General features: G+C 38.0%; 20 protein-coding genes. 10 read left to right on the plus strand and 10 right to left on the minus strand.

The features are described 5' to 3' along the window. Positions 1–110: 110 nt before the first annotated feature. The 4 genes from lsa25 to EHQ31_RS15570 all read right to left on the minus strand — a co-directional run bounded on the left by lsa25 (position 111) and on the right by EHQ31_RS15570 (position 4,327). A complete protein-coding gene (gene lsa25, locus EHQ31_RS15555; protein ID WP_135571764.1) occupies positions 111–791 on the minus strand; it encodes a surface adhesin Lsa25 in 681 nt (226 codons plus the stop codon). Positions 792–804: 13 nt separating this feature from the next. Further along, on the minus strand, positions 805–2,292 hold the full coding sequence (omp85, locus tag EHQ31_RS15560) for an Omp85 family outer membrane protein (RefSeq protein ID WP_135571767.1): 1,488 nt from the start codon (positions 2,290–2,292) through the stop codon (positions 805–807). 72 nt (positions 2,293–2,364) lie between these two features. After that, entirely contained in the window at positions 2,365–2,880 is a 516-nt protein-coding gene (locus tag EHQ31_RS15565) for an acyl-CoA carboxylase biotin carboxyl carrier protein subunit (RefSeq protein WP_135571769.1), read from the minus strand. A gap of 1 nt (position 2,881) precedes the next feature. Next, entirely contained in the window at positions 2,882–4,327 is a 1,446-nt protein-coding gene (locus EHQ31_RS15570) for an acetyl-CoA carboxylase biotin carboxylase subunit (RefSeq protein WP_135571771.1), read from the minus strand. 94 nt (positions 4,328–4,421) lie between these two features. Between EHQ31_RS15570 and EHQ31_RS15575 the strand changes: the two genes are divergently transcribed. Further along, positions 4,422–6,422: an LTA synthase family protein gene (locus tag EHQ31_RS15575; protein WP_135571773.1), complete on the plus strand. Its 2,001-nt coding sequence runs from the start codon at positions 4,422–4,424 to the stop codon at positions 6,420–6,422. Here EHQ31_RS15575 and EHQ31_RS15580 read toward each other — a convergent pair. The 3 genes from EHQ31_RS15580 to EHQ31_RS15590 form a co-directional block, all read right to left on the minus strand. Next, positions 6,402–6,716: a 7(1) septoil knot domain-containing protein gene (locus tag EHQ31_RS15580; RefSeq protein WP_135571775.1), complete on the minus strand. Its 315-nt coding sequence runs from the start codon at positions 6,714–6,716 to the stop codon at positions 6,402–6,404. The two genes, EHQ31_RS15575 and EHQ31_RS15580, sit on opposite strands and share 21 nt — an antisense overlap. Positions 6,717–6,831: 115 nt before the next feature. Next, positions 6,832–7,551, minus strand: a complete 720-nt coding sequence (locus EHQ31_RS15585; protein ID WP_244247474.1) for a lysophospholipid acyltransferase family protein — start codon at positions 7,549–7,551, stop codon at positions 6,832–6,834. A gap of 175 nt (positions 7,552–7,726) precedes the next feature. Next, positions 7,727–8,830 (minus strand): LIC11274 family protein, encoded by a 1,104-nt coding sequence (locus EHQ31_RS15590; protein ID WP_244247428.1) that lies wholly within the window; start codon positions 8,828–8,830, stop codon positions 7,727–7,729. Between the two features lie 151 nt (positions 8,831–8,981). Here EHQ31_RS15590 and EHQ31_RS15595 point away from each other — a divergent pair, with 151 nt between their 5' ends. From EHQ31_RS15595 to EHQ31_RS15630, 8 genes are all read left to right on the plus strand, one after another. Further along, on the plus strand, positions 8,982–9,860 hold the full coding sequence (locus tag EHQ31_RS15595) for a DUF2225 domain-containing protein (protein WP_135571781.1): 879 nt from the start codon (positions 8,982–8,984) through the stop codon (positions 9,858–9,860). Between the two features lie 4 nt (positions 9,861–9,864). Beyond that, positions 9,865–10,659: a tRNA pseudouridine(38-40) synthase TruA gene (gene truA / locus EHQ31_RS15600; protein ID WP_135571783.1), complete on the plus strand. Its 795-nt coding sequence runs from the start codon at positions 9,865–9,867 to the stop codon at positions 10,657–10,659. Then, positions 10,631–11,269: a hypothetical protein gene (locus EHQ31_RS15605; RefSeq protein ID WP_135571785.1), complete on the plus strand. Its 639-nt coding sequence runs from the start codon at positions 10,631–10,633 to the stop codon at positions 11,267–11,269. The genes truA and EHQ31_RS15605 overlap by 29 nt, the downstream gene beginning before the upstream one ends. A 1-nt stretch (position 11,270) precedes the next feature. Beyond that, positions 11,271–12,578, plus strand: coding sequence for an LIC11270 family surface protein (locus tag EHQ31_RS15610; protein WP_135571787.1), 1,308 nt, complete (start codon positions 11,271–11,273; stop codon positions 12,576–12,578). Positions 12,579–12,656: 78 nt separating this feature from the next. Continuing rightward, complete coding sequence (locus EHQ31_RS15615) at positions 12,657–14,507, plus strand: adenylate/guanylate cyclase domain-containing protein (protein ID WP_135571789.1); 1,851 nt, start codon at positions 12,657–12,659, stop codon at positions 14,505–14,507. Next, the gene (locus tag EHQ31_RS15620; protein WP_135571792.1) at positions 14,504–16,405 is read left to right on the plus strand and encodes a FecR domain-containing protein; all 1,902 of its coding nucleotides are present in this window, start codon (positions 14,504–14,506) and stop codon (positions 16,403–16,405) included. The genes EHQ31_RS15615 and EHQ31_RS15620 overlap by 4 nt, the downstream gene beginning before the upstream one ends. Further along, positions 16,402–17,397 carry a hypothetical protein gene (locus EHQ31_RS15625; RefSeq protein WP_135571794.1) on the plus strand — a complete coding sequence of 332 codons (996 nt, stop codon included), beginning with the start codon at positions 16,402–16,404 and terminating at the stop codon, positions 17,395–17,397. Before EHQ31_RS15620 ends, EHQ31_RS15625 begins: the two co-directional genes overlap by 4 nt. Positions 17,398–17,449: 52 nt before the next feature. After that, positions 17,450–18,046 (plus strand): hypothetical protein, encoded by a 597-nt coding sequence (locus EHQ31_RS15630; protein WP_244247429.1) that lies wholly within the window; start codon positions 17,450–17,452, stop codon positions 18,044–18,046. On the opposite strand, the gene EHQ31_RS15635 is transcribed toward EHQ31_RS15630, so the two are convergent. From EHQ31_RS15635 to EHQ31_RS15645, 3 genes are read right to left on the minus strand one after another with little or no spacing between them, the layout of a single operon-like run. Continuing rightward, complete coding sequence (locus EHQ31_RS15635; protein WP_135571796.1) at positions 18,019–19,116, minus strand: DUF1574 domain-containing protein; 1,098 nt, start codon at positions 19,114–19,116, stop codon at positions 18,019–18,021. The two genes, EHQ31_RS15630 and EHQ31_RS15635, sit on opposite strands and share 28 nt — an antisense overlap. A gap of 8 nt (positions 19,117–19,124) precedes the next feature. Then, positions 19,125–20,603: an MBOAT family O-acyltransferase gene (locus EHQ31_RS15640; protein ID WP_135571798.1), complete on the minus strand. Its 1,479-nt coding sequence runs from the start codon at positions 20,601–20,603 to the stop codon at positions 19,125–19,127. A 1-nt stretch (position 20,604) separates the two neighbouring features. Next, on the minus strand, positions 20,605–21,105 hold the full coding sequence (locus EHQ31_RS15645; protein WP_261636775.1) for an NYN domain-containing protein: 501 nt from the start codon (positions 21,103–21,105) through the stop codon (positions 20,605–20,607). A gap of 51 nt (positions 21,106–21,156) precedes the next feature. On the opposite strand from EHQ31_RS15645, the gene EHQ31_RS15650 reads away from it, so the two are divergent. After that, positions 21,157–21,909, plus strand: a complete 753-nt coding sequence (locus EHQ31_RS15650) for an SDR family NAD(P)-dependent oxidoreductase (protein ID WP_135571800.1) — start codon at positions 21,157–21,159, stop codon at positions 21,907–21,909. The last annotated feature ends 1 nt before the right edge of the window (position 21,910 follow it).

The raw sequence follows: 21,910 nt of genomic DNA on the forward strand, positions 1-21,910 counted from the left end.
GGGTACTTCGGTTTGTCTCAAGAAAATATTAGTAAGAAATTAGATTTTTGGAAAGCAAAAACTCTCCTGTAAGAACAGGAGAGTGACTGAAAATGAAATTTAGGAGAGGTTTATGGACCGGTACGAACACAACGGACAAAATTCCTTTGTGTTTTTACAACATTTCTCTGCACACCATACGATTGTCGGTCAAAGGAAATGGCATAAGCGGTTTCTCCTGGAATATCTTCGTTGTTTGACCAAGCGGTCCAATAGTCCTCTTCCTGTGTGGAAGGGAAAAACTGAAGTGTCGCCGCACGACCAGGAACCACTAACCTTTGGTATTCAACCACAGTAGGAACGCGCCAAGTGGCACCGAGAAAATTGCTATTTTGGCAAGCTCCAAATAACTCACTGGAACCAGAGATAGAAATCGAGGAAGTACCTTGGAGCACCTGAGGAAATGCGATTGAGTTACAAGCATGTGTTTTGGAATCACAATACGCAACCTGAGCGGCACCGGCACGAGCCACGTCTCCAGGATTGAATACGGAACCTTGTGCCCCTAAACAGTCGTTATTTCCCGGACGATAAACTTGTCCATGCGTACACTTTTGCCATACCAAATTAGCAATGGGATCTGTGACAGTTCCATTCCCGTTGTCACGGAGACTCTGGTTGGATAAGATACCTGCAATCAGCAGGTTGGTTTCTTCTGGACTTAAGCCGAAGGTGTCTTCCACAGGCTTCATTTCACAGTTAATGAAAAAAGATAAGACCAAAAGAGCGAAACAATATTGAATTTTTTTCATAAGCTCTGCCCTCCTAAAATATATGGTTAAAGTTAATGAAAGCTTGTCTATCTTCATTTGAAATTGCATAATCAACGTAGATAACAGTTGCTTGGTTCCAAGGAATTCTTAAACCAAGACCCTTAGAATGTTTATAGTTCTTTAAGTTTGCGTCCTCTGTACGATCCCAAACTCGCCCAACATCGTAAAAGGGAACTAATTGAAAATCGAAGTGTTGACCACCAAACTCAGCTTCTGCGAACTTCCAACGAATTTCGAAGTTAGCAAATGCCATAGTTTGTCCAACGAAACGATCCTGTTTGTAGCCACGAATGGTAGTCCTTCCACCTAAACCGGATTGGTTGCTCTCTGTACCCCACATATTGCGGTATTCATAGAAAGGTGCATCTCCATTGGTTTGGATCATAGTTCCACGGGCAGCAAGAACAAACTTCTCCAAAATTTCAGGAGGTTTGTTTGTAAACCAATGAACAGGACTGATAAAAATACGACCTGATACTAAGTTTTTATTGAATTCTGATGTGGAACCGATGGCTTTCGTCGAACGTTCATGGGTGTATTCTAAAAATACTCCACGGTTTGGATCTGGTTCGAAGTCACGAGTATCATAAACGATTCCGGCACGGATTGTATTCGTATAACCACCGTTAATGCCTACAATTTTTCCATCCTTATCGTCACGTGTTAATTTAGTTTCCCCTTGGGGCGTCCCAACCGTACGGTCTACGCCGAGTAGGCCTAAAATTCCATCAGACGAACCAAATTGTGCATCGTTGTACTTTCCATCATATCTGCGAATGATTTGTTTAGAAAGTCGAACACCCGTAACCGTACGAAGTGTTCCTCCGAAAAAGGAATATTCACCGGAAGTACTAAAGTTAGGATTTTCAATATCGTATCGGTTGTATCTATGATCACTTACAACTGGAGCCTCTCCGTATCCCGCATCTCCTGGACGACGATAACTCAAATTGTCTTCATAGTCTGCAAAAGGTGCGTTCCTTCTAATACGTCCATTCGGATCGTTTCTTTCTAAATAAGAAAGAGGTTGGAGGGTATTTTCACCGATTCCAAAGTAAAGGGAGTTAGGGTTTCGATCATACACTAAGTCCGCTCGAAGTCTCCATTTAGTATCGAAAATAAATGGAGCATCCAAACTCAACATGTGGTAAGGAGCTTGTTTAGTCGTATTAAAATACTGAGCAAAAATACGATAACGATACGGAGTGTATTCAAACAAAGGAGACGATTTTGTTCCATTGTAAAAATAGAGAACACGCGCCCCGTAACCGATACCTACGTTAGGGTCGGAGTTGATCAGAGGGAGACCGGTGAAGTATCCCCCCTCTTTTTTGATCTTAAAATCCCGTTCGCTTAGCCTCTTTTTCTCAGAGATTTCAAACGGGAGGTCCGTACGAGGTGCCCGTTCCTGACCGAACACCCCGTGAAAAAAGGAAAAAAACAAAAGAAGTGTCAAACTTCTTACAATAAAATTATACATTCTCTACCTGTTAGCCAAAGAAACTGCCTTATGGTGGGAAATTTGCAAAATATGTCAAATAGATTCGAAAATTTATGTTTTTTCCGAATCTATTCTGTGTAAAATGATCAGCACCTCGTCTTGTTGGACAAGATCACCTTGAGATTTTCGAATCTCTTCCACACGGCATGGATACGGCGCCTTAACAGCGTTCTCCATTTTCATGGCTTCCAAAATGAGTAGAGTCTCCCCTTGTAAGTGTTCCCGTCCGACTTCCGTAGAGATTTGCACTACTTTTCCAGGCATTGGACTTTTGATTTCTGGGGTTGTTTGTCCAGAAGCTTCATAGGACCGCTCCGCTAGTTTCGCAGTCCAGGTTTCACCTTTCCAATGTAAAAATACTTCATTTCTTACTTTAAGATATTTTAATATAGATCCATCTTTCATGGTTAAGGTTGCAATCTGTTCTGAGTTCGATGCATGAATTTCTTTTGCGATAAAATCATCCATTTGATAAATAATGGAATTGGTTCCTTTGCGCACTCGAACCGCGCTACCACTTACATGAACTGAAATTGAACCAGTTTTTGATTCGAATAAATAATCCATATTAGGTGGTCTCCTTGATCCAAGGGTTTAGTGGTTCTTTCGTTGCAAAAACTGCACCTGCAAAGGCTAGTTTTAACTCATCGTTAGTTTTGTCTGATAAAAGTTCCTGTTCATTATCTGCAATATAGTGAGTGGATACCTTACCTTCGGCAAATTCATTTGAGGAAACTAGTTTTTGTAAAAACTGCAAATTGGTTTTTGGGCCAAAAACAATTGTTTCTGACAAACATTCGATTAATCGATGAATGGCAGTGATTCGATCTTCGCCCCATACAATGAGTTTTGCAATCATAGGATCATAAAACATTGTAATTTCTGATCCTGAGATGACACCGGAATCTATCCTTAAATAATCTCTTTTGGGAAAGGAAAGATGGTGAATTCGTCCTGTGGAAGGTAAAAAACCTTCTTTGGGATCTTCTGCATAAATTCGAACTTCTATCGCATGTCCTTTTTGCGGAGGAGTTTGTATTTGTGGTAAGGTTTCACCTTGACAAACACGAATTTGCCACTCCACCAAATCAAGGCCCGTTGTCATTTCTGTAACTGGATGTTCTACTTGTAAACGAGTGTTCATTTCTAAAAAATAAAACTCCCCACTTTCACCTAATATGAATTCGACGGTTCCAGCTCCTTCATATTGTACGGATTTTGCGGCCATGACCGCAGCTTCGGACATTTTTGTTTTTAAGTTTGATGGGTAATTGGGAGCAGGAGTTTCTTCTACTACTTTTTGGTGGCGTCTTTGTAAGGAACAATCCCTTTCGTGTAAGTGGATGATATTTCCTTTGGTATCTCCAAAAATTTGAAACTCAACGTGTCTAGGATTTGTGATGTATTTTTCTAAAAGGATGCGATCATCACCAAAGGCAGAAAGTGATTCTCGTTTTGCAGAAAGAATGCCAGGTTCCAGTTCTTCGGGTGTATTGATCCGCCGCATTCCTTTTCCACCACCACCGGCACTTGCCTTTGCCATAATAGGGTATCCAATTTTTTCGGCCTCTTTTTGGAACACTGACATTTCCTGAGAAGCACCTTCATAACCTGGAACCACAGGAACTCCACTTTTTGCGACTAACAATCGTGAGCCGATTTTATCACCCATCGCTTCGATGGAATGAGGTTTGGGACCTATAAAACGAATTCCATGTTTTTCCAATTTTGTAGCAAAATCAGTATTTTCTGATAAAAAACCATAACCAGGATGGACGGCATCGGCTCCAGTTTCTAAACATGCTTGAATGACCTTATCTACGTTTAAGTAGGAAGATCTAGCATCTGTTCCCCCTAAAGAGAACGCTTCGTCTGCAGACTGAACAAACAAACTTTGAGCATCCGGATCGGAATAAATCGCAACCGTTTTTATGCCCATTTTTTTTGCGGTGCGAATGACACGTACGGCAATTTCACCACGATTAGCGATGAGTATTTTTTGGATCGGCTTCATGTGAGTAGGATCAAAACTAAAGAGCGGTGAAAATAAATCAACAGAAAGATAGGAAGTCGATTGACCTTCGTTTTAGCTAACAAATTCTTTTTTCATGGTGAAACAGTTTTTTAGTCCTAGGTTTTCAGATCGAATATTTCTAATTTATTTCTCGGTTGGATTCCTCACCCTCTTCTTACACCGTATTATATTTTTCTTAGTTTACTCCTATCGATTGGAAGAGTTTCCATATTTGCTTCTACTAAAAGCATTTTTAATTGGATTTCGATTTGATTGGTTTACCGTTTCCATCCTGTTAGTTGGATTTTATCTACTTTCCCTTTGGGATAAAGCCTCACGTTTAAAATGGTACAGATATTTTTGGCTTTTCAGTCCTTTGGTTTTATATCCGTTGTGTTTGATTCATTTATTTGCTGATTTGTTATATTTTGAGAATGCAAACAAACATATAGGATACGAAGCGATTGTTTTTTTAGGTGATTTGGATGTTTTAATTTCTTCGTCATTCAAAGAAGCACCATTCAAAATTCTTTCATTTCTGATTTGTATTGGATTGTATATCTTAGGGATTCGCCATTGGTTTTTCAAATCCCATATTTCTGAAAAGAGAAACGAAATAGAATCCTTTCGACCTAATGCATTGAAAACCATTCTCTGGATTTTATTTTTTTTTATAGGACTACGAGGTGGACCGCAAGAATCTCCCTTACGTGCCAGCGAAGCGATTATTTCTGATGATGCACTTATTAACCAACTAGCGTTAAATGGCATTTATACAACCATTAACGATTTCAAAAGCCAAGCTATTCCCAAACATTTAAAAATGTCTGATAAGGAAATGCTGGCAGTCGTTAAGGAAGAAATTTCATACGAAGGTGCCAATTTTATTGGTGATCCTGAGTTTCCATTGGTTCGAAAAATCGAAGGAGTTCCAGGAAGAAAACCGATCAATGTTGTTTTAGTCATTCAAGAATCTTGGACGGGGAAATACGTTTGGCCAATTTCCGATGGAATCTGGTTAGGGAAAGAAGTAACACCATTTTACAATAGTTTGGCGAAAAAGGGCCATAGTTTTCGAAAATTTTATGCGAATGGAGGTAGAACCAGTAATGCTTTACTTTCTGTTCTCACTAGTGTTCCTGATAGACCGGGACTTACGGCGATTCGCACTCCACAAATCCTCAGTCATTTTTCAGCGATTGGAAATCTATTTTCAGGTTTTGGATACCAAACTAGTTTTATTACTGGAGATGATTTGAAATTCGATAGTTTGGCCACCATCTTACCTCACTTTGGTTTTCGAACTCTCATTGGAAAGGAAGACTTCCGAAAATCAGGAAAGTATTCTATAGGTGCCTGGGGATACGACGATGAACATCTTTATTCCAAAGCCTTGGAAGAAATGGATCTATACCAAAATGATAACAAACCATTTTTAATGACCATACTTACAATGACGACACATTACCCCTATAAGGTGCCAAATTCTAAATATGAAATTTATGATTCTTCCATCACGGATTTTGATTATCTCAATACTTACCATTATTCTGATGCAGCTCTAGAAACATTTATGAAAGAAATACAAAAAAGGAAATACTACGAAGACACTCTTTTTGTTTTTGTGGGAGACCACACGCATCATCGGTATTTATCTTATTATGAAGATAGAATGGTTCCCTTTTTATTATTTTCACCAAAATACATCAAACCAAGGTTAGATGAAAGAATTTCTTCCCAATTGGATGTGTTACCCACTATTTTGGGAGTTGTCGGCAGAGAAACATACTTTGCTGGTTTTGGAAAAGATATGCGTGCACCGAAGGTAAAGTCAGGAAGCACTTATTTTGCTTATGGTAGCGCCTGTGGTTGGATTGATGAAGAAAAAATTCTATATCAAAGTGTGGATGGTGATACACAATTTATTTTTCAAATGAATCCACCTTATGGGTTAGATCCAGCCTGTAACCCTGATCGTAAAAACTGTTTTCATCAAACCGTCAAGGCACGGGCTTTCTTTAATTTGTCTTTGGAGCTGATGAACCGAAATTCGGTTTATCCTTTAGAAGGTAGTTTACGGTATACCAGGAAATGAACTTACATATTTAATTTTTAAGTCAGGAAAACTAGATACAATCTGTACTTTAAAATCTGGAAAAGAGGTTACTTCCTGCCATTTCCCACATTCAGAAGGGAAACTACTTACCTTTTGTACTTTTAAGTCGGGAAAACTATCTACAATCTGTACTTTGAAATCGGGGAAACTGGTTACAAACTGAACCTTTCCTGCTAATTTTTTTCCTTTGAAAGTACAATCAGATTCCACTTCTCCGGCTGCAAGGCTCGAAGAAAATAGAATCAATAATAATGAACCAATGATTTTTTTCATACATTCTCCCCATTTTTAAGAAATAAATTTTAGACTAAAAAATGGTTCTGTCAATTCATTTGTCCGATGCTTTGAAATCAAATCACTGGGAAAAACCTAAATATGTAACAAATCCCTAACTGACTTTTGCCCTTTCCGTTTCCGTCATGACGTCTAACTCTTGTTTTTTGGAATGCATTAAATTATATAAAAAAGTTTGGAATTCTTCCCAAGACGAAAAATCAGTAGGGTCAAAAGATCCAAGGCCTAAATACCCTACCACGTTTCCTTTTTGGTAGTCTTGGTAGGTAGTAACTCCTGATTTTAAGGCCACAAACACTGGGATTTTTTGGTCAAAGGCAATTTTCACCATACCTTTTTTTAAAGGTACGATTTCTTCAGAATAAGTATTTTTGCCTTCTGGGTATACAATGTAAGAAGTAGTTTTTAATCCTTCGATTAAGTTTTTTACAGAAACAGCAACTGACATTGCTTTGGAATTATCAAAAACTTGTGAGCCCATTGCCGTCATCCACCAATAAGCAAACCATGCTTTTTTAATTACCTGGTTTGCCAAAAATGGTTTTCGAATCACATAACAATCGTAAGGAAAATCCATTTCATTCACATGGTTTAAAAAAATCATATGTCCTTTCTCTGGAACTTTGATTTCGTTAAATACTATGAGTTTTGTTTTGGTAATCTTTAAGACATCTTCTGCCCAAATTTTTGTACCTTCCAAAAACTCTTTGATACGTGCTTCTTTGTTCCCTGTAAGAGAACGATAAATCCCTCGAACTAAATATGGACTTGCTTTACCAAAAACAAGAAGGGTGATTCTTAAGTAAACTTTCATCACCAAACGCCCGTAGTGGACACTTAGTCCATGTAAATTTTTCTTAATGAGATCGTCAACGACCGGAATTTTCGCCATAGCAACAATTAGACAAAAGAGGCCATTCTATGGAAATAAAAAAGCCCAAGAAAATTCTTGGGCTCTAAGATTCGGAAACGGTGTTAGTTAACGTTTCTTATTGCTGTGGATTGGCAGTGGCTCCAGCAGCAGGTTTTGTTGGCACATTCAATGCTTTTTTACGTTCTTGGTCGTATTTCATGAACACCATATTGTTGGAGTCCAAATCATATACTCGACCTCTTACATCTGCATGGTCCACACGATATTCTTCTGGAACACGAACATCAAACATAGCTTGGATTCTATTATCAAATTTGACATAAGGATTTTTGGAGAAATCATAAGTAACACCATCTACTTTTACTGGTTGGCCTTCGACTGTGGCACCATTTTCATCTTTCGATGATTCTGATTTTGCTTGGGCATTGTTCAGGTAATAGTTGTCATAAGGATATTTCAACTTATAGATGTTAATTGCATTTGCTTTGGAATCACGAGCTAAGTTAATAGCGCCAAAGTATAAATCGATACGATACTTTCTGTGTGATGGTTGGAGTTTTTGGTGTTTTTCCAAATTCTTTTCCACTTTTAAAGCAGTCGCTCTAGCTTCTTTGGCAAGACCAAGATGTTTGTATCCCAACTCTAAGTTTTTCTCAATATCGTATTTATTATAACTGTAATGAGCTTCTTTTGGGTCATACATTCGACGTGAATACGGAGCTTCTCTTGGAATGTCCATCACGTCTTGACGAAAATAAGAACCTTTACCATACTCAATAGAAATATCAAGTAGGGCCTTATCCATAGGATTATTTGGATTTTTTCTTTCCATCGCCGTTTTCATCATCTCTTCTGCACGAAGGATGTAGAGTTGGGAAAGTTCTTCCGTCATTTTTTCAATACCCAATTGGCATTCGAGAAAACGTTGGTAAGCAGAAGGGAAATTACCTTCGAAGTGATATTGTAATCCTTCTTGGTAGATCCTTTTAGCTTCGTTGTATTTCTTCAGACGAAAGCCTTCCTTTCCTTCAGGAGCATTGAGTTCCGTCGGTTTTCCTTCCGGATCTTCTCCACGGAAATTTTTTACAATTGGCTCTAACTCACGTAAGTAAGTCAGAAGTTCAATGCGTTTGTGGTATGATTTACTAGAGACTGATTCTGCAAACATAGGTGCCTGCATCAAAAGACTCATCATGAGAATAAGAAGGGATTGTTTCATTGCGCTGCCATTCATTCCGTTTCCGTACTTTCCTTCCTTGAAAGAATCTTACAAGTAATTTCGGGGAGACCCCTGTGAGTATTATCGGAGATTTATGATATTGGATTGACAGATTGTATTTTAAAATTGAGCCTTTTCCTAGATTTTTCCTATGTCCCAAGCCGCTGCCCAGTCCAAAAAAGTATCTTTTCGCGCCAAAGAGTCCACAGCCTGCCCGATTTGTGATGAAAATCACCAAAAAGAACAAATGTTCCAAGGGGGAGGAAGGTTAATCGCCGGGAAGTTAGCTCAGGATTTACGTCGTTTATACGAAAAAAATAGGAAATTTGGCCGTGTCAGTCCCCTGGATTATGTCATGTCCGTTTGTCCACGTTGTTTATACTCCTCCTTCCCAAAAGATTGGAATTCACTAAACCCCGCTGACAATGAAGCCATTCGTATGGCCACAGATGCTCGCAGAAGTTATATTGAAAAAATCCTTGGACCTTTAGATTTTACGCAGGATCGCCAAATTGTGTTAGGTGCTGCTTCTTATGTTTTAGGAATGGACTGTTACCAACTCCGTGGTGCCAGTGTAGCCCCCACTCCTAAAAAGGCAGTTTGTGCCATTCGTGGTGCTTGGTATTTCTCTGATTTACACGAAGAGTTTCCACATATCGGTTATGATAAAATCCGGGACTTTCTCTACCAAAAAGCAGCTGTTATCTATGGTTATACCTTAGAACTCATGCAAAATGGAAACGAACCTGTGGACCAGGCTGCAGGAATGCTTGGACCCGACACTGACAATAACTGGGGATTTGATGGTGTCATTTATCTCAATGCCTATCTTACCAAAAAATTCAAAGACCAAATGGCTCCAAAACCGGAAGACCAAGTTTTGCTTTTATCTCGCGCCAAACGAACGCTAGCAAGACTTTATGGTTCTGGAAAGGCATCCAAAGGAAAACCTGGTCCGATTGTGGAAATGACTCGCGAGTTGTATGATGAATACAATGCTATTTTAGAAGCGATGGGAGGCGAGAAGTAAGGGTTTGCCCAACTACGCACTTCTCGTCGAATACGACGGAAATCATTTTTACGGTTGGCAAAAACAAAAAAATTTACCAACAGTACAGTCTTCTATAGAATCCGCACTCTCGGTTATATTGAGAAAAAACCCCGCCTCACGATTGTCAGTTGCCGGAAGAACTGATACCGGTGTTCATGCCTTAGGAATGGTATGTAATTTCAAAACTGAGTTCTCGATACCGAATTTTCACAAACTACTTGTTTCCATCAACGCACTGACTCCTAAAGGAGTTTCAGTCAAAAACGTAATTGAGGTTCCGGCAGAATTCCATTCTAGGTTTAGTTGCACAGGCAGAGAGTACATCTATAAAATTTATTATAGTAAATATGAAAGTAGTTTCATTGAAGGCAGAGCCTTCTGGGAAAAACACCATGTGGATTGGGATTTCGTCGAAAACCAACTCTTAAATCTAATTGGGGAAAAAGACTTCAGGTCTCTCACCAAAGCAAAGTCAATGGCAGGGAAACGGGCCGTTCGAGAAATATTTGACATACGTTTGGAACGATTGACACCAGAATGGATCCAAATCCGCATCCGTGCCAATGGATTTATGCACAATATGGTTCGTATTACAGTAGGAACTTTACTAGACATTGGGAAGGGACGTTGGAAATCTAGATCCATCGGCTCCATTTTGGAAGAAAAGAACCGTTCGATTGCAGGAATTACACTCCCGCCGGATGGTCTCTATTTTGTCCGCGCATATTACGAAGATTATCCGGAAATTCATGAATTGTATAAAATCATTCTTCCTTAGCCTTTTCCTGGCACTAACACTGTTTTCCGGACTTCTTTCTGCACAAACTCTTGAAGAATATAACAAACGCAGGTATGAAATCGGGGGTTGGGTGGGAGCTGCAAACCCCATGCCAGGAACTCCTACAGTACGTGTTTTAGAAACCACTTTGGGAGGAGGGTTCTATGCGAGAATGCCTTGGCCTTGGATTTTTTATACGGAAGTGGGTGGCTCTTATGCCGTATTTTTATCAAGATCCGAACGAGCATTGACAGCTATCCCACTCTATGCAGCCCTAGCCTATAAAATTCCTGTAGAACTTCCCATTCAGTTTTTTATCAAAGGTGGCGGTGGGTCTGCCTATGTTGTGGCCCGCCCTGCTGATACGGCTCGTTGGGATCCCTCCGCCTATGCCGGGTTAGAAGCAAGTTTTATTGCTGGTCGCAGAATTCGTATCGGTGTTCGATTGGATTATCATAAGATCTTTGAGACACAAATGGATGTTCCTAACCAATACAGATACCCACTTTCCAGTCCTTATGATGACCCACGTTTGCAAAATCCGGCCAATTACACTTTGCAAAACGTAGATTTTTTCTATTTCGGTCTAACAGTTGGAGTTTTGTTTTAATATGAAATCCTACTTTATTTTTATTTTTGTTATTCTTTTACATATTACCCTTTTCATAGACTGTAAAACCAAACTAGATTTAGGTGATGAATCAAAATTTCCTGTTATCTCTACTCTCTTCAATAACAGAATGTTATTACTCCTAAAAGGTACTTATGCCACAGACAATCCTCTCGATTGGAATGAGCTGAATAATGGAACTGGAGAATTGTATATCGATTCCCAAGGGGAAGGAGTTGATCCAACCATGACTTTGGTGAATCTACCAAAAGTCGGAAATTTACCTATCTTTTTGGATATTGGTGAAGTGAGAATCTCTAGTAAATACGTGAAAGGATTAAATGATCTAACTCAAATTCGTGATACTGTAGATTCAAATAAATTTTGGGACTATATTGCCCCTAACAGGCAAGTTTTTTGTACTGTTACCTATTCATTTGATAACAATACTTGCACGGAAAGTGATGGAATCTTAAAAGCATCCGATTTTTTTAATGGGATTGGAGCACAATTTCCTTCAAATGATCCATCTTCAGAAACGATTGGTTGGGAAAGTTCCTATTCTGCAGGTAGAGCTTGGTTTGGACGTGAGTATTATTATGCTGCCATTTATTTTCGTTCTCTTGTAACTGGATACGCCTTAGATGCAGGAGCTCCTGTTACCGGTCGGTTTGATAATAGACCAATTGTAAATGGACTAAATATAGTTCCACGTAACAATTATGTGGCGGGAACTTCTACTTCTGCGAAGAGTACAATTGTTCCCAAACTTTTTCCCGCACTTTACACACAACTACCTAGCCAATCTGTCCAGTCAGATATGCAAGTTAGAGATGGATTTGACCCATATATCTTGGAAGTTCGAGTTAACTTAAAAGAGAATTTAATGTTACACTCTTATGTAACAAGCCGTGCCACCACTGTGACTTATGTAGGAATTAGCGATATCTTTTATGACCACAAAGGTGAGGGTGACGCTGGTGGCAATTTATTGACAAGAGCCAGGATTATTTATCCTGAAACCGCATCTAGTTTAACGATCTCAGGTGGCGGAAACTCATTGTTACATTATTATGGAATATTTAGAGAACAAGAAAGTGATTTTTTAAACGTTTTGCCTCTTGCGGCTACACCTGCCAAACAAGGTGCCAAGATCAAATACCTAAATCCAGGTACTTATAAGGCTGTTTGTTTGGGAGACCAAGTGAAACTGGACGGCTTTCCCGACACTGTAGTACGTGAGACTACATTTAATATCCCGGAGTACCCGTTCCGACAGACGTATAACGTTAATTTGACTTGCCCATAGTAAAAAATTAGTTTCCTCTTTCAATTTTACTTTTTTTTTAGCACCGTTTTTTGTGATATTGGTAAAAGTACCAATGATATGAAAACGATATTGCTAAAACTCCGTAACCTATTGTCCAAGGATTCTCTCCCACACGGAGAACTGCAGTTTCCAATTCGATACAAACTACTACTTATTACTTCGGTCGTATTGTTAGTTTCCATGTCAGGAATCATCTTTCTTGCCTCTTACTTTTTCAGAAAGGATAGTGAGGTTCGAGTAAAAGAAAACAATATCAAAATTAATGAAATTCTTTCTTTAAAAGTTAAATCGGATCTACATTCGATGAAACAAGATGTGCATATCACAGCTTCGGCGATTCTAAGAAGTCCCAACTCTGCCAATGCCATTGCAAAAGAGTTATTTGATGAAGATCAAAATTTTCTTTTGGTGGGAGCATACGATGCGAGCCTAAATCCAAAATTCGAAGCATTAAATGATCAGTTTCTTCAAAAATACGATTACCAAAAATCAGAAGTAAAAGAATTACTTCGTAGTATCCAACCAAAATTAAAAAAATCATTTAGCGGAACAACGGTGATTTGGAACGCAAGTCCTCGTTTTCGCCATCCTATTATTTGTTTAAGTTTTCCACTTTCTGAATCAAAAGATACACATACAATTCTTGTCACCTTGGTTAAACTTGATAGTTTGTTAGATGCATTCCAAACTTCAGGTCCAGTAGAAACTTTCCTCGTAAGTGAAGATGGAAGTGTACTCGCACATCCAGATGCAAAAGTAGTTTTATCAGGTATTAATCTAAATGATCTGCCTATCGTGGAACGCATGAAAAAATCCACAGTTGATAATGGACAGTTCCGTTACGAATCGAAAGACGGAGTTTCGTATCTTGGATCTTTTAAAAAACTAGGACTCGGTGGTGTTGGAGTCATATCACAAGTCCGTGAAGCCAAAATCTTCGAAGAAGTTAATAATATCCAAAAACGAAATGTTTATATCCTGATTGTATCACTTGCCCTTTCATTTATAGTAGTTTATATTTTTGCGAAATCACTTTCCACACCTATCTTGAAACTTGTGGACGCCTCTGAAGAAATCAGAAGAGGAAATTATCATATTGAACTTCATGCCACAACCCATGATGAAATTGGCACTTTGACCAAATCATTCGTTAGTATGGGAAGGGGATTAGAAGAACGTGAAAAACTAAAAGACTCCTTTGGAAGATTTGTCAACCAAGACATCGCAGAAATGGCAGCTAAAGGAAAACTATCACTCGGTGGACAAAGGAAATACTGCACTATCTTTTTCTCAGACATAAGAAGTTTTACTTCTATTTCAGAAAAACTGCAACCGGAAGAGGTGGTTGAGTTTTTAAACCAATACATGACCGAAATGGTAAAATGTGTGCAAGAAACCGGTGGGACTGTAGATAAGTTTATAGGTGATGCCATCATGGCAACTTGGGGGGCTCTCCGTGAAACTAAAAATCACTCCAAACTGACCGTAGAAGCAGCGCTTAGGATGCGTGACAAACTCATTGAATTCAATAAAGGTAGAGGTACTACAAAAAAACCTATCATCCAAATTGGTTGCGGGATTAACACTGGTTATGTGATTGCTGGGCAAATTGGAAGTTCCGACAAAATGGAATACACCGTCATTGGAGATTCCGTTAACCTTGCATCAAGAGTAGAGTCTTTAAACAAAGAAACTCATACAGACATTCTCATCACAGAAACAACTTACCAAGAAGTTAAATCAGATTACCATGTTTTGAGTATGGGAGAGATTGAATTAAAAGGAAAATCCAAACCCCAAAAAGTATACGCGGTTCTTGGGAGAAAATCTGACCCCGATTCTCCTAAAAATTTAGGCGAACTACAAAAGTTAGTTGGAATCACTGTAGTGAAAAAGGGGAAAAAATGAATTTAGATAAACGTGACAGACTCGTTCTGTTTACCCTTCTAACTGTTGCTGCTCTATTTACTATTTTATTTTATTTGGATATAAACCGTAAGATTAGCATTGGAGATCGAGAAGTAGTCGGAACCATATTTTTCAAAAACAATATAGTCCAAAGAAAGTTTGAAGATGAAGTGATTTGGGAAAAACTAGAAAATAACAGTGCCTTAACTAATAAAGATACGATTCGATCCGAAGCTTTTTCAGATGCTCTCATACGACTAAATGACGGAACCGAAATTAATATCGACGAAAATTCAATGTTTAACTTGGATTTAACGGGCGAAGAACCAAACCTTGAATTTACCCAAGGATCATTAGAAGTTAAAAAGAACGATTCACAAAAAAGTCAGATCAAAATCACAAGTTCTGGGAGTGAAATTAATGTTGATTCTGGAAATGTCAAAATTGAAAGGTCGAAAGAAAGAGATCTCAGCTTATTTGTAGAGAAGGGAAAAACCACAATCAAGGAAAAAGATGGTAAATCTGTTTCCGTAGAAGAAGGGAAAAAAGCTGAATTCAAAAAAACAGGAATTGAAATCAAAAAAATACCTGTCTCTTTGGTAACGCCAGCATCTCAAAAACTATTTTATGCAGAACCAGAAGATGTAGCGGTTCACTTCCAATGGAAAGTAGAATCAGGATACGAAGATCCTGTATTAGAAATCTCAAGGTCACCTAACTTCCAAATGACATTCATCAATGAAAAGGTAGAGGGAACCCGAGCGGACCTGCGATTAAAAGAAGGTACTTTTTACTGGAGAATCAGGGTAAAAAGTAAAACCGGGAATGGTAATGAATTTAGCGAAATCAATAAATTCTTTGTGGCAAAAATGGAATCTTTTCAAGGAGAATCGCCAGAACAAGGAACGGTAATTCCCTTTGTCCAAACCTATCCTTTAGTTACACTTACTTGGTCTAAACTTTCTACAGTTAACTCATATAAGTTGGTAATATCCAACTCTCCAAAACTAACAAACCCAATAAAAGAATTAGAAACTACAGCAAACCAAATCTCTTATGATGATTTAAAAGAAGGTACTTATTACTGGAAAGTCATTGGTAAATCTTCTTTCCCTGATTCTAAGGATAGAGAAAGTCAAATTCTTTCCTTTATCATCAAAAAACAAAATTCAATACCAGCACCTAAATGGTTAAGACCAACTCCTAATTCGGAAATTTCTGCAGATGAGATTAAACAAAATCAAGCCATATTAATTTGGGATGGTAATGCAGAATTAAAGACTTACCAAGTGAAAATCTTTAAAGACCCGAAAATGGGAACTCCCGTTTTTTCCGAAGAGACAGCTTCTAATTTTCTTGTTCCAAATTGGAACCTTCTAGGAAAAGGAACATTTTACGCTACTGTGATGGGTAAACCAAAGGAAGGAAAAGAAACTGAACTTTCCTCTGTATTAAGTTTTACGGTAGTAGACAAAAAGAAAATCCCAGAACCAGAAGAAGATTCTAAGGATACAAAATCAACGAAACTGGAACCTAAATTGGAAATGATGTCTCCGAATGGAACTATTGTGCAAATGAAAGGAAAATCAAGTTTAGAATTCCAATGGAAAGTATCAGGTGTGACAGGCGAAAGGTACGACTTAGTTTTATACCAACATACAGGTGATAAAAAAACTGCCATTTATAAAATTACAACAAAAGAATCTAAACATACTTTGAAAGATTTAGGTATCTTAGATGAAGGATCGTTTTCTTGGGATCTCAGTGTGTATAAAGATTCTAATTTATTATTTTCGAGAAAGGGAAGTTTTATTTTGGCATTAGATCAGCTGAAATCCTTAAAACCATCTGACATTGAATTCATTTCTCCCAAACGGTTGTATAAAGAAAAAAGATGAAACTAAATTTGAAACGATTTATTATATTATTTGGATTACTCTCTTTTTCTATCGGTGCTCAAGATGGTACCAAACTCATCGCTTGGAAACCAATTCCAGAAGCGAGTGGTTACCAAATCCAGATCAAAGAAAAAACAGGGAAAATTGTTATCGATAAAAAAATTGAAACTCCCTATCAATCGATCGAAGATCTTCCTTCTGGAGTGTATCTCGTAAGAACTGCTCCGTTAAATTTATTTAAAAAACCTGCAGTTTGGTCTGCATGGAAGGACTTAGAAGTCATTCTTTCTGAACCACCAAAGGTAGTAACGGAAGAAGAAAAACCAATTATCATACCTAAATCCGAATCCAAATCAGAAAAAACAATCGCTAATATTACGATTGAAGGTGAACATTTTTTAGATGCTACTAAGGTTGATTTGACAAAGAAAAACGAAGCTCTTCCTATTTTAAGTAAAGAAGTAAAATCATCTGAACGAATAGATTTAAAAGTAGATACCACTGATGCAAAATCAGGCCCCTATGATTTAACAGTTACAAATCCCTACCAAAAGCCAAAGGTAGTTACAAATTTTATTAAGGTCGAAGATCCAAAACATAATGATAATGCTAAAATAACGATATCGAAAAACAAACCTTTTCGCGATTATACTTATGAAGAGATGTTGACATTTTTAGAAACCGACATTGCGGTAAATTGTAAAAACACAAAAGTGCCAGCGTTAACATTAAGCGAGTGCCACAAAACTTACGTTATATTAAACTTCACAAGCGATGACAACCAATCTGTATTCGAATTTTACAAATTAATTAACGAGAACCAATCCGATCGAATCAGTGCCTACCAATACTTTTCAAAAAACTGTTCACCTAAATTTAAACCTGCGTTCGAACGAATGGAGTTACAATCGAAAAACCAGAAGAATTTAGACCCGGAAGAGAGACAAACCCTACTCCAAGAACTGATGAAATTTCGAAATTGTACTAGATAATTTCTTTTTCTTTTGCTTGTAAGGAATCCCATTTTTTAGTCCTATTAGGAGAATGAGATACTCTTTGATTGCCTCGGTTGGAATCACGCTTGTCACAATCCAAGCCCTGCATTCCGAACCATCCGTTCTGAGCCAAAATGTGAAAGAAGTCACAACAAGAATCCAAGATTTGGCTCTCTACCCTACTCTTTCTAAAAAAAGACTCTATGGTGCCGTTTCTAAAGGTGGTGCTATCCGATTTGATCTAAAGGCAGGAGAATCCTCACCACAATCGATTGGAATTGGAATTGCCACTGATGGAAAATTGAAAGAGTGGGTACTAACTGTTTATTCTGGTAATGGTCAAAACGAAAATCCCGCCATCCTAAGAAAAGAAAAGATCGAAGGGGAGGCGCAATGGGTTTTCGAACTTTTGGCTCCACCGGAAGAAATCACAGTAGAAATTCAAAACTTAAATTCAGAAACTCCAGTCACTGTGGTGGAAATTGTACACGGATACTATTATGGATATTCTATGGATAAGGAAAATAACACCAAACCACAACCTCAAAATCCAACCAAACCAAATCCGACTGACCCTGAAAAACTTTCACCTAACGATGTGCAGAATCGGACTGAATTTTATCGTGCTCCCTTTACCAAGGACTGAAGTAAATTCTTAAAGATATAATCAGTATATTCATCGTAACAAGTCGGTGACATATGACCTGCATCACTAAAATTGTTGCAGGTATAATTCGGATCATCATTCATATTCCAAAAAGGTATCCCATTTTGTTTATGGTATTCGACCATTCTAGGATACCAATCGTGATACACTGTATCTTCCTTTCCATCACCCACAGAAACTTTTAAATTTCGAATATGGTCCATATAAGGCAAAGATAAACGAACCCAAATGACAGCAGAGGGAACTCCTAGCTGTTTTGCCAGTTCCAAGGATTGGTTTGTAAAACTCAAAATATTCTCAGAAAACCGAAAAGGAACTAAATAAGAATGAAAGTCTCCTATGGCAGATTTTTTCAATAGTTCCGGAGGAAGCACTGATTGGTGAGTTCCCGGAGTCATCGCAGAACCTTTTCCTCGATTCAAATTAGCCATTAAATTATCGCGTAACTCACGGTAAGGATATAAAAACGATTCTTTGTTTTTTGCCCTTGTAAGGATCACCTCTAACTTAGGACGATATTGGTATGCACGAAACATACGTTTTGCGATTAATGTAGAAATATCATCAGTCGAAAACAATGAAAAATGTTTTAATACAAAGGATACATTTAGTCCGTTAGTTAAAGTTTCATCTACCTTTAAAGTGGCTGCTGAGTTATACATTTCTACGGAATGATCGAACAAAAAGAAATCTGGTTTTACATTGTCTTTGTGGAACTCTTCCATCCATTGTAATACATAATCAGGTTTACCACCCGGAACAGAAAAATTAAACATCACCCAACCTGGGTATTTTTTATGAATGTATTCATTATCAAACAACAAAGCACGAGAATTTCCAAAATATACCAATACCTTGTCTCTGTTTTTGTTAGACAAATAAACTTTTAAATCTTCGTATAACTGGTGTTTTTGTATATAATTTATATCGGAAAGCGACTTTGAAAAATACGTATGAACATTTTCGAGAAGCAAAAGTTTGTCCAAACAAAATGTAAGGAATACAACAAAAAACGGGACAAGTAAATATCGGTTACGAATGAATTCCACAATGTCTCCTAAAACTTATAATAGATAAATTCTCCACCATCTTGCGAAAGAGTGGCGAGAAGGAAAATAGTAACAACACCAAGCATAGGAGCAAGCCATACATCATGTTTACGGACACGTTCCCAAAACTCAGGAACATATTGTATATGGTGGAAAAATAACAAAGCAATCGATGTATAAAAAATTCGTTCCAAATTCTCAATATGTTGGAATCGAAAAGAAGAACCCTGTCCCAATAAAGATGTAGCAGATAGTAACCATTCGTTAGACCCACCAACAAACATAACTTCCAAACTATGAGAAAAGTGGGTAAAAATTCCGTAAAAATGATCCACCATATTCGTTGCATTGTTAGAACGAAACATTAACCCAGAAATCGAAAACAAAATAAAAACGATTAAGGCCTTTAACACAATTAAGAATTTATTTTTTTGCGGTGTTAGTTTCCATCCAAGATTATCTTCGAAGTATCTTTCTCCTGCAAGAATTACACCCCAATAGAATCCCCAACAAATAAAAGTATAATCAGCACCATGCCAAAAACCACCGAGTGTCATAATGATGATGAGATTTAAGTAAGTTCGAAGTTCTCCTTTACGAGAACCTCCGAGTGGAAAATAGATATAATCCCTTAACCAGAAAGATAAGGTGATATGCCAACGTTTCCAAAGTTCACGTCCTGAGGTTGAAAAAAATGGAGCCTTAAAGTTTTCAGGAGTTTCAAATCCTAAAAATAAGGCAACAGACCTTGCCATGTCAGTGAGTCCAGAAAAATCACTATAAACTTGGATCGAATAACAAACTCCTGCTATGAACAAAGAAAAGGAATCGTATTCAGCAGGTGAACCAAACACTGGTGAGATGGTGAGTGACATCGGATCTGCCACAAGAACTTTTTTAACAAGACCTGACATTAACAAATAAGAAGCTCGATACATCTTTTCTTTACTTGGAGTTAGTTTGTCCAGGTTAGGAAAAAAATCGGTCATTCTCATGATCGGTCCTGCAATGAGCACTGGAAAAAATGCTACAAATAAAAAGTAATCTTCCACCTTTACCAATGGTTTGGAAGAATCACGATAGGTATCAACTGCAGCTGCTATGACTTGAAATGTATAAAAACTAATCGCAAGTGGTAAGGCAATATGGATGAGGTCAGGAACCTGTTTAAAGAACGGATAGTTCGTTAGATCAGCAAGTACCTTACTGAAAAAATAAATATATTTAAAAAAACCTAAGTTGATTAGATTGAGTGATACAGTGAGTCCAATCCAAAACTTTGTAGGAGTGGAATTGATTTTGCGATACAATAGATAATTGATACCGATGACGATGAGAAAATGAACGGTCAGTGTGAGGGAAAAGTAGGCATAAAAACTGATCCCGGCAACAAGTAGGAAATACTTTCGAAACTCTCTGGGAATGGCCCAATAGAGTAAGTAAACGATTGAAAAGAAGATTAAAAATGGGATTGAGTTGAACAACATATCAAGGAAGGAATTGTCTCTCCCAGTAATCGGTTTCTGAACTTGGTGTCAATCCTTCTTTCAGGTGGTTAAACTCCGATTCGTCCTCTTCAGCTTCCTTTTTCAGCCACTCTGTATAAAATTCTTCTGAGGACATTCGTTTGGCACGGAGCCTTCTTGCGAAACTTATGATCTCCTTATCCGAAGATACCACCAAACATTGTGAAGGTATTGGACATAAGTTCAAATATCCAATGATGAGTTCGTCTGCTTTTTTTTCATGGCTGTAATGGATGGAAAAATCACCCCAATCTTCTGAATAACAATCTGAGGTAATATCCTTTTTGCCGTCAAAAAACACTAAAATTTTAGAATGTTTATTCTTCTGGTAGAACCGTTTTAAGTGCTGAAGTAAGCCGTCCCGGGCATCTTGGAGACGGTATTCCCCCAAACAAAATGCTAAATCGGGAAATTTATACATTAGATTCATCCCGTCGATCAGGATTCTCTCAATTACGGGCACAACTCTATTGAAACCACTTGCCAGATTCGCTTAAACCAAAAAAACGTAAACATGGGGAAAAAAATAATCATCGTCGGTGCCTCGAGTGGGATCGGAAAAGCCATAGCAGATGCTGAATTGAACGCAGGAAATTCCGTAGCACTTTTAGCCAGAAGGGAAAAGTCCCTCGAATCCATATCTAAAAAAGCCAATTCAGGAAAAGAGAAAAGAGCCTTTCCTTTGGTCTATGATGTGACAAAGTTTTCCGCAGCCGAAAAAACTTTTGACAAAGCAGTGAGTTTACTTGGCGGAGTGGACGAAGTGTACTTTGCATCTGGTGTAATGCCAGAAATTTCTCCTAACGAATACAATACGACCAAAGATTTGGAAATGTTAAATGTTAATTTACTAGGAGCTGTCGCCTTTTTAAATCCCGTTGCCACTTATTTCACTAAACAAAAATCAGGCAAAATTATAGGAATCTCTTCTATCGCTGGGGAACGAGGTCGAAAAGGAAATCCTGTTTATAATACATCCAAAGCTGCTCTAAATACATACCTGGAAGCACTTCGCAATCGGTTGTCTGAATCAAATGTGCAAGTAACAACGATTAAACCTGGATTTGTTCTAACGGAAATGACTAAAGGCCTCAAACTTCCTGAAAAAGGATTAATGAAAGCAATCACTGCAGAAGAAGCAGCAGAAAAAATTCGCAATATCGTTGCTAGCGGTAAAGACGAAGCTTTTGTGCCTGGGATATGGGCTCTTATTGGTCTTATCATTCGTAACATTCCCAATTTCATTTTTAAAAAACTGAGTATATAAT

This window comes from Leptospira montravelensis, from assembly GCF_004770045.1.
Lineage (GTDB): Bacteria > Spirochaetota > Leptospiria > Leptospirales > Leptospiraceae > Leptospira_A > Leptospira_A montravelensis.